This is a genomic window from Deinococcus rubellus (assembly GCF_025244745.1).
Taxonomy (GTDB): Bacteria; Deinococcota; Deinococci; order Deinococcales; family Deinococcaceae; genus Deinococcus; species Deinococcus rubellus.
Genome location: NZ_CP104213.1, coordinates 672,659 through 685,816, shown reverse-complemented (window position 1 = coordinate 685,816; position 13,158 = coordinate 672,659). Strand labels below are relative to the sequence as shown.

The 13,158-nt window shown below is 64.0% G+C and carries 17 protein-coding genes; 15 read left to right on the top strand and 2 right to left on the bottom strand.

The features are described from left to right. Positions 1 to 21 precede the first annotated feature (21 nt). The 6 genes from N0D28_RS03700 to N0D28_RS03675 are packed head-to-tail and all read left to right on the top strand — an operon-like array spanning position 22 to position 3,627. Positions 22 to 393, top strand: coding sequence for a hypothetical protein (locus N0D28_RS03700; protein WP_260561038.1), 372 nt, complete (start codon positions 22 to 24; stop codon positions 391 to 393). A gap of 56 nt (positions 394 to 449) precedes the next feature. Beyond that, the gene (locus N0D28_RS03695; RefSeq protein ID WP_260561037.1) at positions 450 to 788 is read left to right on the top strand and encodes a DUF559 domain-containing protein; all 339 of its coding nucleotides are present in this window, start codon (positions 450 to 452) and stop codon (positions 786 to 788) included. Then, positions 785 to 1,084, top strand: a complete 300-nt coding sequence (locus N0D28_RS03690) for a hypothetical protein (protein WP_260561036.1) — start codon at positions 785 to 787, stop codon at positions 1,082 to 1,084. Before N0D28_RS03695 ends, N0D28_RS03690 begins: the two co-directional genes overlap by 4 nt. Then, positions 1,081 to 1,578, top strand: coding sequence for a hypothetical protein (locus tag N0D28_RS03685; RefSeq protein WP_260561035.1), 498 nt, complete (start codon positions 1,081 to 1,083; stop codon positions 1,576 to 1,578). The genes N0D28_RS03690 and N0D28_RS03685 overlap by 4 nt, the downstream gene beginning before the upstream one ends. Then, a complete protein-coding gene (locus N0D28_RS03680; RefSeq protein ID WP_260561034.1) occupies positions 1,575 to 3,011 on the top strand; it encodes a hypothetical protein in 1,437 nt (478 codons plus the stop codon). Before N0D28_RS03685 ends, N0D28_RS03680 begins: the two co-directional genes overlap by 4 nt. A 55-nt stretch (positions 3,012 to 3,066) precedes the next feature. Beyond that, on the top strand, positions 3,067 to 3,627 hold the full coding sequence (locus N0D28_RS03675) for a hypothetical protein (protein ID WP_260561033.1): 561 nt from the start codon (positions 3,067 to 3,069) through the stop codon (positions 3,625 to 3,627). Between the two features lie 284 nt (positions 3,628 to 3,911). Here N0D28_RS03675 and N0D28_RS15730 read toward each other — a convergent pair whose 3' ends face one another. Together N0D28_RS15730 and N0D28_RS15630 are read right to left on the bottom strand one after the other, a co-directional pair. Continuing rightward, positions 3,912 to 4,796 (bottom strand): hypothetical protein, encoded by an 885-nt coding sequence (locus tag N0D28_RS15730; RefSeq protein ID WP_446681964.1) that lies wholly within the window; start codon positions 4,794 to 4,796, stop codon positions 3,912 to 3,914. A 64-nt stretch (positions 4,797 to 4,860) separates the two neighbouring features. After that, complete coding sequence (locus N0D28_RS15630; protein ID WP_376777653.1) at positions 4,861 to 5,214, bottom strand: DUF559 domain-containing protein; 354 nt, start codon at positions 5,212 to 5,214, stop codon at positions 4,861 to 4,863. 446 nt (positions 5,215 to 5,660) lie between these two features. On the opposite strand from N0D28_RS15630, the gene N0D28_RS03660 reads away from it, so the two are divergent. The 9 genes from N0D28_RS03660 (at position 5,661) to N0D28_RS03620 (ending at position 13,093) form a co-directional block, all read left to right on the top strand. Continuing rightward, entirely contained in the window at positions 5,661 to 5,873 is a 213-nt protein-coding gene (locus tag N0D28_RS03660; protein WP_260561030.1) for a DNA methyltransferase, read from the top strand. A gap of 106 nt (positions 5,874 to 5,979) precedes the next feature. Continuing rightward, entirely contained in the window at positions 5,980 to 6,675 is a 696-nt protein-coding gene (locus N0D28_RS03655; protein WP_260561029.1) for a hypothetical protein, read from the top strand. 96 nt (positions 6,676 to 6,771) lie between these two features. Next, positions 6,772 to 7,335, top strand: a complete 564-nt coding sequence (locus tag N0D28_RS03650) for a hypothetical protein (protein WP_260561028.1) — start codon at positions 6,772 to 6,774, stop codon at positions 7,333 to 7,335. Continuing rightward, positions 7,322 to 9,088, top strand: coding sequence for a hypothetical protein (locus N0D28_RS03645; protein WP_260561027.1), 1,767 nt, complete (start codon positions 7,322 to 7,324; stop codon positions 9,086 to 9,088). Before N0D28_RS03650 ends, N0D28_RS03645 begins: the two co-directional genes overlap by 14 nt. A gap of 12 nt (positions 9,089 to 9,100) precedes the next feature. After that, positions 9,101 to 10,492: a hypothetical protein gene (locus N0D28_RS03640; RefSeq protein ID WP_260561026.1), complete on the top strand. Its 1,392-nt coding sequence runs from the start codon at positions 9,101 to 9,103 to the stop codon at positions 10,490 to 10,492. A gap of 265 nt (positions 10,493 to 10,757) precedes the next feature. Beyond that, positions 10,758 to 11,183, top strand: coding sequence for a hypothetical protein (locus tag N0D28_RS03635; RefSeq protein ID WP_260561025.1), 426 nt, complete (start codon positions 10,758 to 10,760; stop codon positions 11,181 to 11,183). Continuing rightward, the gene (locus tag N0D28_RS03630) at positions 11,158 to 11,304 is read left to right on the top strand and encodes a hypothetical protein (RefSeq protein ID WP_260561024.1); all 147 of its coding nucleotides are present in this window, start codon (positions 11,158 to 11,160) and stop codon (positions 11,302 to 11,304) included. Before N0D28_RS03635 ends, N0D28_RS03630 begins: the two co-directional genes overlap by 26 nt. A 60-nt stretch (positions 11,305 to 11,364) precedes the next feature. Next, complete coding sequence (locus N0D28_RS03625) at positions 11,365 to 12,654, top strand: hypothetical protein (RefSeq protein WP_260561023.1); 1,290 nt, start codon at positions 11,365 to 11,367, stop codon at positions 12,652 to 12,654. A 67-nt stretch (positions 12,655 to 12,721) separates the two neighbouring features. Then, positions 12,722 to 13,093, top strand: coding sequence for a hypothetical protein (locus N0D28_RS03620; RefSeq protein ID WP_260561022.1), 372 nt, complete (start codon positions 12,722 to 12,724; stop codon positions 13,091 to 13,093). Positions 13,094 to 13,158: the final 65 nt, after the last annotated feature.

The following is a 13,158-nucleotide window of genomic DNA, read 5'->3' as shown; positions in this document are numbered from 1 at the left end:
CGTGAAGATGCAAGGTTTCAGATGAACCGCAAACAGGGCACCCTGCTGAACTCTTCCCGGGGCCGCGCCCTGGTGCATGCCCTGACGCTTGAAGCCGTCAGCGGGCCGAAGGTGTTTCAACGGGCGGGCCTGCGCGACGCCGTAAACTCCGACGGCTGGCACCAGAACTACCGCGTCCTGAGCACCCTGGTCAGTCTGGGCCTGGCCAGCAAGACCGGTCCGGACGGTTCCCGGTCGTATGCCCTCACCCGCGCAGGCCTGGACCGGTGTGTGGCCACCCGCACACCCGACATCTGGCCCGCTGGCCCTGTCTGCCGTCTGTGCGGGCGTGCTGGTGGGCACTGGAGCGGCTGCCTGCTGTGGAAGGCCGTGCCGCTGGAGTTGCCCATCTGAGTAACACCAAGCTGATCCGCAATTACAAACGTCGGCACCCCCACCTCGCGGCGCGGGTGCCTGACCTGTTGCCAGCGTTGAAGCAGGCCGAGGCCGAAGGGGACATCAACACCGTACTGGCGCGTCAGTTGGATCACGCTGGCGTGAAATATATTGAGGAACACCGCTTCCACCCTCCACGAAGATGGAGGCTTGACTTTTACTTTCCTGTCTGGCGGCTGGCTGTTGAGATCGAAGGCCTCAACCACCGGAAACGCGACCGTTATGGGCGCGATCTGGAGAAATACAACACCCTGAGCGCGGACGCCGTCTTTCTGCTGCGCTTCACCGCCCCGCAGGTCCATGACGAGACGGCCCTGCACGAAATCCTCGCTTATCTGGAGGCCCACCCATGAGCCGCCGTGCCGTGAATGCCCGCCGCGCCCTGATCGCCCACCACACTGCCCGCCCCGTCCCACCCGAGGAGCTGCCCACCATGCCTGACCCCTCTGCCAGCCGCCGCGCGCCGACCGAGCGCAGCCAGAATCACAAGCATGACCCGCTGCGCCGCGAGTCATCGATTGCAGAAGTCTCGTTCGTGAGCCTGCGCCTGCTCGAAGCGCTGACCCGCCGCGAAGGTGTAGACGCCTGGACGATGACGAATGTCGACCGAAGTCTTGAAGTGGCCGTGCGCATCCTGCGAGGACAATGACCGTTCACCCTCACAGCATCTATCCCGATGAGTACCGCTTCCTGTCGGTGCTCTGCGGTCTGCCGACCGCACCGGTCCGGGCGCTGCTGCTCGCGGAGTTGATCGACGACCCCGGACGGCGCGGCCCGGTCATTCGCCTCTCGGACGCGCACCGCAGTCTGCTGAGGCTGTGCACCCGCGAGCACGGCACGGCGCGGGACACCGGCGGTGCCACTGGCGGCCTGGTGCTGACGGAGTTAGGGGAAACCAAGCTGGAGGATTTCGCTCGTCAGTACGGCGTGATTCCCAGAACGGCACGGCAGGCGGCGGAAGCGGCCGCTCGCCGCAAGGCGCGTACCGAACCGACCGACGAACAGGAGCGCCGAGCGGACCTGCGGTACCTCGCCTGGATCGAAACGCAGATCCGCAACGCCGAGCGCTCCCCGGTACCGGACGCCAAGCGCGTGGCCACGCTCAAACAAGACGCCGAGCTGCTCAGAAAGAAGCGGGAATGAACCACCTCAGGCATGGCCGCGTCCCAGGGCAAGCCCTCGAACGGTCAGCGCAGGACACCACCGGCACCCGCTTCGCACCCTACCTGGAAGCGCAGCGGCTGGAAGCCCGGCAAGAGGAGGTGCAGCGCCAGCAGTGCAAAGTGATCGTCAGCCGCCTCGACGTCGGCGCAAAAGTCCTCTACGCTCCGAGGCCCGGTTACGGCGACGTGCTGCACGCCGGGCAATCCTGCGAAGTGGTGCGGCCCGGCAAGCCCGGCGCGCAGCACCCCACTGTGCGGGTGAGATTCCAGGACGGCCACGAGTTGACGGTGCGGCCCGGCCTGCTCGAACGCAGTACCACCGCCTTCAAGGCACGCCCCGCGCCGACACCTATGCATCCGGTCGTCGAGGCGCTACGCGAGCGGGCCAGCTACAAAGTGCTCCTGCACCTGGCCGCTGCTGAGCTGCAAGAAGACGCCGACGAGTCCACCCGTGTCGAGACCCGCGCGCAGGCCCTGAAGATGGTGCGCGGCCACCTCAAGGCGTACCCGCAAGAAGCGGATCTGATGGTGTTGGTGAGCGAGCTGCTCGACCTGGTATGGCGAGAAGCGGCGCTGCGCTTTGACCGGCGTGCCCGGCGGCAACGAACCGCCGAACCGGCCCCCGAGCGCCCTCAGTCCCTGCTGAGCGTGACGGCGGCGCACCTGAGCCGGCTGCAGCGCCAGGAAGCCAACCTCATCGCGGCGGCCATCCTGGAAGGGGACGTGATTCACCACAAGCGGCCTGATGATGACCTCACTCCGCCGCGCGGCCCAGCGGCCCAGCCGAGCCGTGCTGGGGACGTGGGCGAGTACGAAGTCACCTACCGGGAGATGCACTACAACGCCATGCTGTGCGTCAGATACAGCCTCAGCAATGCTCCCAGCCTCGCGTACCACCACGCCACGCTCGCCGATGACGCCCGGCTGCGCTACGAGACCCTGACCGCGCACCTGGCAGCCCAACGCACCGATCACTGGAGCGGGCGCTACCACGACGGCGACCGGTACCGGGTGGACCTGCCGGTGAATGAAGACCAGACCATCGGCCTTGAAGACGCTGAGCGGCGGGAGGCCTACACCTTCGAGTTGGTGATCGTCTGGGCCGAAGACGGATGCAGCCTCGACGTCGCCAACGGAGTGGAGATCGAAGCCGCGTCCGGAGTGTGGGTCGGTGACGAAGGATGGACTTCCCTTTGCCGGTGGCTAGAACACCACGATGACCGGCTCAATCGAGGAACTCAGCGTGGGCGGCAGTTCGAAGATCACGGAGACCTGATCTGGCGCGTGCGGAGCGAGGGGGACGGTTACCGTCTCCGCACCAATATCGCTGAATCTTATCCAGGAATTGAACGTGCCCTCGAGGCAGTGCGCTGCCTGGCGCGGCTGGAAAACCGGGAGCAGTTCAGACTCTGAAGACCTTCAGGCGGCGCGAATTGGTCTGTAAGACTTCTCTGTCTATGATCGGCCAATGCGGCAAACGACACTGCTGGCGCTCCTGCTCACTGCGAGCGCACAGGCACAGACCTGGACTGTTTCTGGCTCATTTACGAATCAATTTCTCGGCTGTGTACGAACCCCAGGCGGTTCGGTGCAGTGCACGATGACATCCACCTATATAGGTGCACAGACTCAAGCTGCGGCATACTTCTTCGCGTCTTCGACAAAAGCTTTCACGCCTGACGGTCAAGCTATCGAGGCGTCTTCCAGCTCCGTAGCGGGTAAACCCAGTAGTGCTTTTTCCACCAACGTCTCCTACAAGGATGTTCCTGTCAAAGTGGTTTACACCTTCCCCTATCCCCATGCGCTGAATACCATCAGCATGTTGATGATCGATACAGGCACCATTCGGAACGTGGCAATCACTCCATCCTCCCCAACTGCTGCGTCTAGCAGTGCTGCTTTGCCTGCCATCCAGCTCGGAACAACACAGGCAGTAGTCGGAGGTAAGGCGTACACCATTAGCTTGACGAATTGCAAACTCAACAGCGGAAATTACACCTGTACATCTACTTTGGTCCCGTTGCACTGACTGGCGTTTGGCCGTGAGGACTTGACCTTCGGTCACAAATGCCTATGATGAGCATCAAGCTGCGCTTCGTGTATTCCAATCAATCCGTGCGCTGAATTAGCCCTCGCCCACGGGGGCTTTTTCGTGTGACACGGGCGTCACAATCTGCCGCTACACTGATGTTATCCAAACAATCAGCCGAGTGAAGTTGATGGTATCCCCCGCCCACGCGGGGGCTTTTTCATGCCGTTGCCTCGCCCCAGGAGCCACCCTTGAAAATCCTGAACCAGAAGACCGAGCAGGTCTCACCTGACCGACTCCTCCCCCACCCCAGGAATCCGAACGTCGGCAGAACCGATGTCATCCAGGCCAGCATCGAGGAACTGGGCTTCTACGGCGCGATCGTCGCGCAGCAGTCCACCCGCCACATCCTCGTCGGCCACCACCGCCACCAGGCCGCCGTGCAGGCCGGAGCCGAGAAGGTGCCGGTCATCTGAGTCGATGTCTCCGACGCGGTGGCGCTGAAGATCCTGCTCGTCGACAACCGCACCGCCGAGCTGGGCCAGCGTGACGAGGAGGCCGTGGCGGCGCTCCTTCAGGAGATGCTCGGCAGCGGTGACGGCCTGATCGGCACCGGGTATGACGCGGGCGACTTGGACCAGCTGCTCGCCAGTCTGCAAGGCGACGCCCCACCGCTTGTAGACGACGAGGAACCCGCCAGCGCCACTGAACTTGAAGTCGCCCAGGAGAAATGGACGGTCCAGCCCGGTGACATCTGGGAGATCAGCAGCTCCAGTGTTCCAGGCCGGTCTCACCGCGTCCTGTGCGGCGACGGCCTGGTCCCCGGCGCGCTGGAGAGCCTGCTGCAAGGTGCTCAGCCGGACGTGATCCACTGTGACCCGCCCTACGGCATCAGCATCGTGAACACCGGCGGCCAGATCGGCAGCGGCCAGGTCTACCGCCCCGTCATCGGCGACGACAGCACCAACACTGCCGTGCGCGCCTACCAACTGACCGCCGAGCGTTTCCCCAAGGCCCTCCATGTCTGGTGGGGCGGCAACTATTACGCCGACCACCTGCCGCCGAGCATGGGCTGGCTGGTGTGGGACAAGCAAAACGACGGCCTGAGCTTTGCCGACGTCGAACTGGCCTGGACCAACCAGCACCGCGCCGCGCGGATGTTCCGCCACATGTGGAGCGGCGGCGCGCGGGCCAGCGAGACCGACGAGCGCCGCACAGTGGGCAGTTTTACGACTAGGCCAGCGCCGCTCCCAGGACTTGCCGCACTTCCGAGAGGTTGCGGCGCAAATTGGTTTCCCAGAGCCGGACAACGCGGTAGCCGCAAACCCGCATGTAGGCATCCTGGGAGGCGTCCAACCGCTGCCGCTTGCGCTGCCGGGCATCCGGTTCTGGAAACTTTTCGGGGTGCGCGTGCCAGTAATCGCCGTCAAACTGGATAACCACACCCTGGGCAGGCGCGAAAGCGTCCACACAAAACTTGTCACCGATGACGTGCTGTGGCAGGTATTCCACGCCCATTTCGTCTAGCAGCGCGTACCCGATGCGCTCAATCTCCGTTTGGTGGCCGCGCTGCTGATCGGCGTTCATCTCAATCAATCGGGCGCGTACTTCCGGGTCAGCGTCTCGGCAGGCAGGGGAGCAGTAGAGAACGCGTCCGAACTTTTCAAAGGAGGCCGATTTGCGAAACGCCTTGCCGCACGTTTTGCACTGATACTCGACTTTATTCCGGCCCTGCCACTCCTTAGCGTGCTGGACAGAGCAGGTGTAAAACTCTTTGCCCAGCCGGTTGCGCGGAATGTACAAGTCAACGCCGCAAACCACGCAGGGATATGTCTCCCCAGTTTTGCGGCTAGGCCGGGGCGCAACATCGGCACATGCTTTAGAGCAGTATTTCCGGCCCGGAAAAAGCCGCCCGGTCACTGTCTGCCCACAGCCGGGGCATTTGAGTGTGCGGACAGCGTAATCAGTGCTGCGGCTACGGGCGGTCATAAGGAATTATAGCCCAAAAGACGGCTATCCAGAAGCCCATCGCCTTGGGTGTTTGGGTGCTCGAACAGCTCGCCACGCCTGGTGCCGTGGTGCTCGACCTCTTCCTGGGCAGTGGCATGACCCTGCTGGCCGCCGAGCAGCAGCGCAGCGTCTGTTACGCCGCCGAGATCGAGCCGCTTTACGTCGCGGGTGTGCTCGAACGTGCCGCGCGGCGGGGCTTGAGCTGCACGCGCCAAGTGTCTGCGGCGCGCGCTTAAAGCGCGCCGCGAAGCCACACGCTGCCTGCCCGTGCTGCAGCGCTACGACCCAGGCCTGAGGAGGTGAAGCGTGACTCGACTCGAACAGCAGCCATACTTGACTATGATGAAACGCCTCCTGTTGCCCCTCTGCCTGCTGGTGGCCTGTGGGTCTATGCCGCCAGACCCACCACCCCACCTAACGCTTCGGGCAGCCCTGGATCTTTTGCCCTTCCAGATGTTTGCTTCAAGCACCGACACTCAGGCACCTGGTATGCCGTTAAAAGCCATCTGGGGCGTCGGAAGCGTGACTCCCCAGGAAGTCGTGGACACCTTGAAGCTTGCCGGAATGAACCTCAAGTTGGAAAACGTCGAAATGATAGGAGCGCCGACTTTACCGCCTCCGCTCCCCACGACGAGTCCGCTCCGTGCAGAACTCAGTGCAACAGCGACTGGCAACAGCGGTGAAGCCTACGCGTTCACCGTCAAGTTGATCAACACCACCACCCAAACCTTGAACTTGACCTACGGCTTGGATGTCTTAAATGCCGTCATTGAGGACAACACGGGGAAAGCCGTGTTCTGGGCGACCCAAGGGATTGTTCCGGCTCTTGCGGTTCTCAACGCTTGCCTCCCAGAGCAAGCCTGTGACAAAGAACTGAACCTGAGCGTTCAGCTGAGCCAGTTTCAGCCGAAGTTTCCGCTGCTGGCTGGGGAGTACACACTAAAGGTCCTTGTCAATTCGCTTGAAGTTTCAACAGGTGAGACCTCGCAGGAACTGAAGTTTTCACTCCCACCTCAAAAGCTGACGGTACGTCCATGACGCTCTGAGGCAGCGTCCATAAAGAATGAAACGCGCTCAGCCCCAGCTTTCGCGACTGCAAAGCTGGGGCTTTGACGTGTCAAAAGGAGGTGAAGCGTGACTGATCCCAAACCCAAGAAAGAAAGTCGTCGCCGCAGTCGCGCGAAGCGCGAGTCGAACCCCACACAAGGGCCACCGAAATACGACTGGGCAGCCATCCGCCGCGCCTACATCCGGGGCGAGGACAGCGTGACCCTCGACAGCCTAGGTCACGACGCCGGTGCACCGAAGCCAGGCACGATTAAAAACCGTGCAGCACGCGAGGACTGGACGGATCTGCGGGCACAATTTCGTGAACAAGTCGTGATCAAGACGCGCGAGATCGACCTGGACCTCAAAGCGGAGGTGCGGGGCCGTCACGCGAAGGTGGGCAAGGCGCTGATCACCCTGGGCGTGCGTGGGCTGGCGCATCAGCAGCCGGAGAAGCTGGAGCCGGTGGACGTGGTCCGGCTGCTGAAGATCGGCACGGACATCGAGCGCAAGGCCCTGGGGATGGAAGAGGTCAACGTCCGGGTGGGCCGCATCAAGAATCCCGACGACCTCGACAAGCTGAGTGAAGCCGAGCTGTGGCAGATCGCCGGGGTTTTGCCGCCGGAGGAAGGCGACGATGACGAGTTCTAAATTCCCGGAGTGGATGAGCCGCCAGCTCGTCCTGCAGGCCATCGCCCGCAAGCGCCTGCGCGCCAGTGGCAAACTGCCGGAGCGTACCAGAGGGAGCGAGCAGGAACGCTGGAACAAATACCAACACAACCTCATTGGTTACTGCGAACGTGTGCTCGGCATGACGCCCTGGCGCGGCGTCAACGGTTATCAGGGACAGCGCGACATCCTTGAAGACATTCAGGACAGCGTCAACCGCCAACTGGCCGGGGACACCGAAGCGCCTTACATCTTCGTGGTGGAGGCCGCTCACTCCATCGGCAAAACCTACGGCATCGAAGCCCCGGTCGCCACCTGGTTCTACCGCTGCTTCGCACCCTCAGTGATCATCACCACTGCCCCCACCGACTTCCAGGTGACCCGCCTGCTCTGGAAAGACATCCGCACCCACGTCCAGAACGCCCGCAACCGGGGCCGCGACGTGATGCCGGGGCTGCTGCCGAAGAAGAACCTCGCTGAACGCAACGGTGCCCACTTCGCCCTCGGCATGACCACCAGTGACGCGGGCGGCAAAGGCTCTGAACGTGCCCAGGGGCAGCACAACGAATACCAGCTGGTGGTCTTCGATGAGGCCGAGGGCGTGCCCGACTTCATGTACGACGGCGTCTCTCGCCAGTTCACCGGCAACACCGTCCGGATCTGGTTATTGCTGGCCAACCCCAAGACGGATAACTCAACCTTCCAGGGGATGAAGGAACACCCACGTGCCAGGGTCTACCGTCTGAGTCACCTGGGGTTTCCGAACGTCTGGGACGGGACCAACGAAGTGCCGGGCGGGATGCACCGCAGCACCTTCAATGACTGGATCGAAGACCACAAGCGCTTCGGCTGCGATGTGGTCGGTGAAATGGACGAGAGCGCCTACACCTTCACGCTGCCCTGGGACGTTCCCGGTAGTGGTGATCATGTCCACCAAGCCGGGACCATCTTCCGGCCCAAGCGCGGTTTCCTGTACGGCGCACTGGGCATCCCACCGAGCGGCAGCATGGGCGACACCGTGATCGGTGGCGGGCGCATCGACGCGGCCCTCAAGCGCCAGGTCGAAGACGACACGCCCGACATCCTCCAGGTCGGTATTGACTGCGGACGGTACGGCGACGACTCCGGCATGCTCTACAGCCTCCAGGCCCGGCGGCTGCGCTACGAGATGGCCATCCAGGGCGGGCAGGAAGCCGACACCTTCACCCGCACCGACCGGTATGTGCAAGAAGCCCTCAAGGTGCTCCGGGCCGGGCATCAGCGCGGCGCGAGGCGGGCCAGCGTGCGGGTGGATGGCAGCGGCGGCTACGGCGGCGGCATCCTAGACGGACTGCGTAAGCAGGTGGACTTGCAGGCCCTTTTCCTGGAGGGCTTCGAGGTCCACGAAGTGCAATTCGGGAGCAAGCCCAGCGACCAGACCGAGTACGCCGATGCGGTCACGGAGATGTACTTCCAGACCGACGAGGTGCTCAGCGTGACCCGCATCGAAGTGAGCGGCGTGGCGCTGCGCCGTGACCTGACCGACCGGCGTTACGGCTACGTCAACATCGGCGACCGCGAGGTCAAGAAGCTCGAGCAGAAGAAAGTCTTTAAGAAGCGTCACAAAGGTCAGTCGCCGGACGACGGTGACGCGGCTGTCCTGGCCTGTGCGCCGGAACGGCTCTTCAAGCGCGTCAGCAACGCCGACGCTATCGCCGCCCTGGAGGAATTCAGGGACCTCGGCTGGGACGAATGAAGGAGGTGAACCATGTTGTACGGCCCTGATGGTCAACTGCTCGAAGACTCCGGCGACGGCGAGTGGCGTGAAGGCACGCCCTGGAGTACCGGCGGCAGCCTCGACCCACGCATCTACGGTGTGGACCGCACGGCGGTACGCCAGCGCACGCGCACCGCTTTCTTTAAGAACCCGCTGTTTGGGGCCGCCATCGAGATCGCCGCCGCGCTGCTGATCGGTGACGAGTTCACCTACGGTCAGCTCAACGCCGACAAGACGGCCAGGGGCGCGCTCGACGATCTGTGGACCGCCAATAACCTCGGCCAGTTGGTCAGTTCCAGACTGGTGATCGAGTACCTGCTCGACGGTGAGCTGTGCGGCGTGATGTCCCAGGGCGAGATTGGCAGCGACGTGCCTGCCCGCTTCGCCCACCTCGACATGGGCATCGGCGTCACCCTGGACGCCGACACCATCAACGGCATCACCGCCGTCAAGGCCAATGGTGCAGATAACAAACCCATCGTCTGGCAGGCTGGGCAGTTCGTCTTCACCGCCCACAATGCCCTCTGGAACGACCCGCGCGGCTGGCCGGTCGCCATGCGCGCCGTCGATCCAGCCCAGGCCCACTACAACCTGCTCGGGCACCGCCTCAACAACCATGAGTTGCAGGGCCGCCTGATCGGGGTGCAGAAGGTCTTCGTCGATCGAGGAGATCCCAACAGCCGCGAGCTGTTCCGCGAGAAGTCCCAAGCCTACCGGCGACTCCCCAGGCGCGGCGGGATCGTCACTCTGGCCATCGTGGAGGGCAAGGACGGCAAGCCGATCAGCGACGACCTGACCTTCACCAAACCGGGCGGCGGCGCAGCGGACGCCGAGAAGGATCTCAAGGCTTTCGTGCGGCTGGTAGCCCTGAATGTCATCGGCATGCCCGAGCACTACCTCGGCGAGGGCGGCGGCGTGACCCGCACCACGGCCATCAGCATGACCCTCCCGGCCATCCGCAGCGTCAAGCGGATTCAGGGCGCGATCCGCAGCCACCTCGATGGCCTGTACCGGGCCGATTTGAAGCGCCGCTACGGCAGTGACCGCAAGTACAAGGTCACGGTCTACGAGGTGGCCAAGGACGGCAAGACCCGCACCCAGCGTGCCAGGTGGGTGACCGCCGATCAGATCGAGGTGCCGTGGGTGTTCCCGGCCATCACGCAGGAGAACCTGGCCGACCTGATCAGCCGCGCCGAAGCTGCCAGCGGGCTGGGCCTGGCCAGCCCGCAGACCATCAGTGGTTCGCTCGGCTTTGACCCGAGTGCCGAGGCCGAGCTGATGGCCACCGTGGGGCTGACGTTCGGCCAGACCTCGACGCCTGTCCCGCCGCCACTGCCTATGCCCGCACCATCAGGGCCGCCAGCTGATGGAGGAGGGAAGTAAGTGGGAAAGGTTGCACCGCGTCCGCCCAGGCCACCGCCTCATGACCCAACGGGTGGACCGACGCGGCCTGCACCGGAATACGTGTACGTCCACAACGCCGCGTCAGACAGAGAGGATGACCGGCCACCCAAGGACTTCCACTGGGACCTGTGCGGGGAGCTTGACGCGCCGGTGCGGCCACCCCAGCCACAGGACGGCCCCCACGCGAGCGTCGGAGACTGCCCCGCGCCGCGAGCCACCGCCCCCACCGCCGAAAGATCACTACGTGCCCAGCCGATCTCGCCGCAAGCTGGAAGTGCCGCCCAAGATGTACGGGACAGCCTCGGATTCAGACGAGCGCGGGCCGCTACAAACGCTGTACGAGGATGCCCTGAGTGACGTGGGGCGCTTCATCGGCACCTGCTTGGGGCTGTGGTGGCAAGCTGGAGGCGCAGCACTGGTACTCGGGGTGTTCGTGTATCTGATGGTGTGGAGCACGCCCTTCGGGTCTACCCCGATCCCCGAATTCCCGGCACTGGACTTCCGCCTATGGCCGTTCATCATCGCGGTGTTCGCTGCACTGCTCGTGTGCCTTCTCTACTGCCTGCCGCAGATGCTGAGGCGTCGTGACGCCGTCAACCAACGCCGAACCCAACACGCCGCTCTTGCAGCGGAAAGGAGTGCCAATGTCACAGCCCAGACCCCTCAGTGAGCAGGAACGCCAACGCCAGCGCCAGGAGGTGGAACGCAAAGTCAAGGTCGGCGAGTTGACCAAGCAGGCAGGCGACAAGCTGCTCGAATCGCTCAAGAGTCCCAGCGTCATTCGCGGATAACTGACCCACCGATTCGGCCCGCCCATCCCGGCGGGCTTCTTTCATTCAGAGGAGAACCTCATGACCCAGACCATCCGTTCGCCCTGCACTTGTGCCCTCACCCATCAGGTCCTACAAGAAAGCGTGCAGGAACGGGCCGAGCACGACCTCAGCCTGCGCGAGGTGCGCGTGCCCGAGCGGGCCAACCTGCGCGTCCACAAAGAAGCACGCGGCGACACCACCGTCACGCTCATCGATGTCACCGTGGCAACCGCTGGCAAGGTCAACCGCAACAACCGCCTCTACCCCCGTGCGGTGTGGAAAGCGGCCGTGGCTGCCGCCCAGCCGATGCTCGCGGCGGGCGAACTGTGGGGCTTGCTCGAACACCCCGAGGACTGGTACGACCCGCTCAAGGGCCGACTGGCGGCCATCTGCATCAAGTACGAGACGTTGACGATGGACGGCGACGTGGTCAGCGCCACCGGCGTGCTGGTCGAGACTGCGGCCGGACAGGACCTCAAGGCGCTGCTCGAAAGCGGCATCGCGGTGGGCATCAGCAGCAACGGCACCGGCTCAGCCAGGTACCTGCCCGCTTCGGAAGTCGCGCCGGACTACCCGGACCCGAGTGCCTACATCGGCGTCATCCAGGACGACTTCCGTCTGCTGACGATCGACGCCGTTTCGGACCCTGCCGATCTCAGTGGGTCCGCCCGGAAGAAAGAACACCTGCGCGGTAAGCCACCGCCACTGCCCAAGGAGGCAAGCCATATGAACAAGCACCTGAAAGTGTTGCTGGACAAGTACCAGGGCCGCACCCTGGAGCAGATCAAGGTCGATCACCCCAGCGAGTACACCGAGACCCTGGAGCTGATCGCCCGCGAGAGTGTGAACCCCATCCCGGCCCCAGTCGAACCCGGCAATGTCAGCCTGGCGGATTACCGCGCGCTGGAAAACACCGTGGTTGAACTGCGCGGTACCGTCGGCAACCTCACCACCCAGAACCACAACGCCACCCGCGACGGCATCGCCCTGACCGCCCTGGAAAGCGCTCGCCTGCCCAGTGCCGGGACGGTCAAGAACGGCGAGAGCGAGATCGACCTCGACGCCAGCTTCCGTGCCGAGCTGACCGGCCTTGCCCGGACCGCCGAGAGCGACGAGGCCGCCCGCACGGCAGTGGCCAGCAAGATCACCGAGCGCCGGGGTCTGCTGGAGAAGCGCACGACCGAGGGCAAGAAGCCCGGCGTCAACGGTGTGAACCTGCCGCTGGGCGACAACAGCCGCAGCAAGACGGACGCCGAGCGCCAGCAGGCTGGAGACACCAGCACCCGGCAGCTCGAGCAGGTGCGCAGCCGCAACGGCCTGCTGTACTGATCGCCGCCATTCATTCCCGACCCCTTCCGCCGCCTGAAAAGGCGGCGTGCTGCTGGAGGAACCACTGATGAAAAACGTAAAGCATAGAGCACATACCGGCGGCGCAGTCACCCCGGCCCTGATGGTCGTGGCCGGAGTCAAGAGCGGCGACCTGGTCCCGCTCGGCGCAGCTGGCCTGTACGGCGTGGCCACCACGGACCGTGCCACCACCGCCAACATCAATGTTGGACTGAGTGCCCAGGGCCTCATCGACGGCCAGGCCGCCCTGATTCTCCCTGGCATCATCCTGACCCTGGCCGTCCCAGCTGCTTCGCTGAGCGCCTTCGCCGATTACGCCAAGGTTTACCGCAGCGCCGCTGGAGCGTACACCGCCGTCAACACCGATCTGTGGGTGGGCTACCGCCTGAACGCCACCACCCTCGCGCTGCGCTCGAACTAAACGCCGACCTCACGCCCACGCCCCGCGCTTGTTCAGGTGGGGCCTTCTCAGCTCAACAGGAGTCG

What these genes read in the sequence shown, in the direction of transcription:
- N0D28_RS03685 (WP_260561035.1), top strand. Translation starts at nt 1,081, where the DNA reads ATGACCGTTCACCCTCACAGCATCTATCCCGATGAGTACCGCTTCCTG.
- N0D28_RS03700 (WP_260561038.1), top strand. Translation starts at nt 22, where the DNA reads ATGAACCGCAAACAGGGCACCCTGCTGAACTCTTCCCGGGGCCGCGCC.
- N0D28_RS03640 (WP_260561026.1), top strand. Translation starts at nt 9,101, where the DNA reads ATGTTGTACGGCCCTGATGGTCAACTGCTCGAAGACTCCGGCGACGGC.
- N0D28_RS15630 (WP_376777653.1), bottom strand. Translation starts at nt 5,214, where the DNA reads ATGAACGCCGATCAGCAGCGCGGCCACCAAACGGAGATTGAGCGCATC.
- N0D28_RS03690 (WP_260561036.1), top strand. Translation starts at nt 785, where the DNA reads ATGAGCCGCCGTGCCGTGAATGCCCGCCGCGCCCTGATCGCCCACCAC.
- N0D28_RS03630 (WP_260561024.1), top strand. Translation starts at nt 11,158, where the DNA reads ATGTCACAGCCCAGACCCCTCAGTGAGCAGGAACGCCAACGCCAGCGC.
- N0D28_RS03675 (WP_260561033.1), top strand. Translation starts at nt 3,067, where the DNA reads ATGCGGCAAACGACACTGCTGGCGCTCCTGCTCACTGCGAGCGCACAG.
- N0D28_RS03620 (WP_260561022.1), top strand. Translation starts at nt 12,722, where the DNA reads ATGAAAAACGTAAAGCATAGAGCACATACCGGCGGCGCAGTCACCCCG.
- N0D28_RS03645 (WP_260561027.1), top strand. Translation starts at nt 7,322, where the DNA reads ATGACGAGTTCTAAATTCCCGGAGTGGATGAGCCGCCAGCTCGTCCTG.
- N0D28_RS03680 (WP_260561034.1), top strand. Translation starts at nt 1,575, where the DNA reads ATGAACCACCTCAGGCATGGCCGCGTCCCAGGGCAAGCCCTCGAACGG.
- N0D28_RS03625 (WP_260561023.1), top strand. Translation starts at nt 11,365, where the DNA reads ATGACCCAGACCATCCGTTCGCCCTGCACTTGTGCCCTCACCCATCAG.
- N0D28_RS03655 (WP_260561029.1), top strand. Translation starts at nt 5,980, where the DNA reads ATGAAACGCCTCCTGTTGCCCCTCTGCCTGCTGGTGGCCTGTGGGTCT.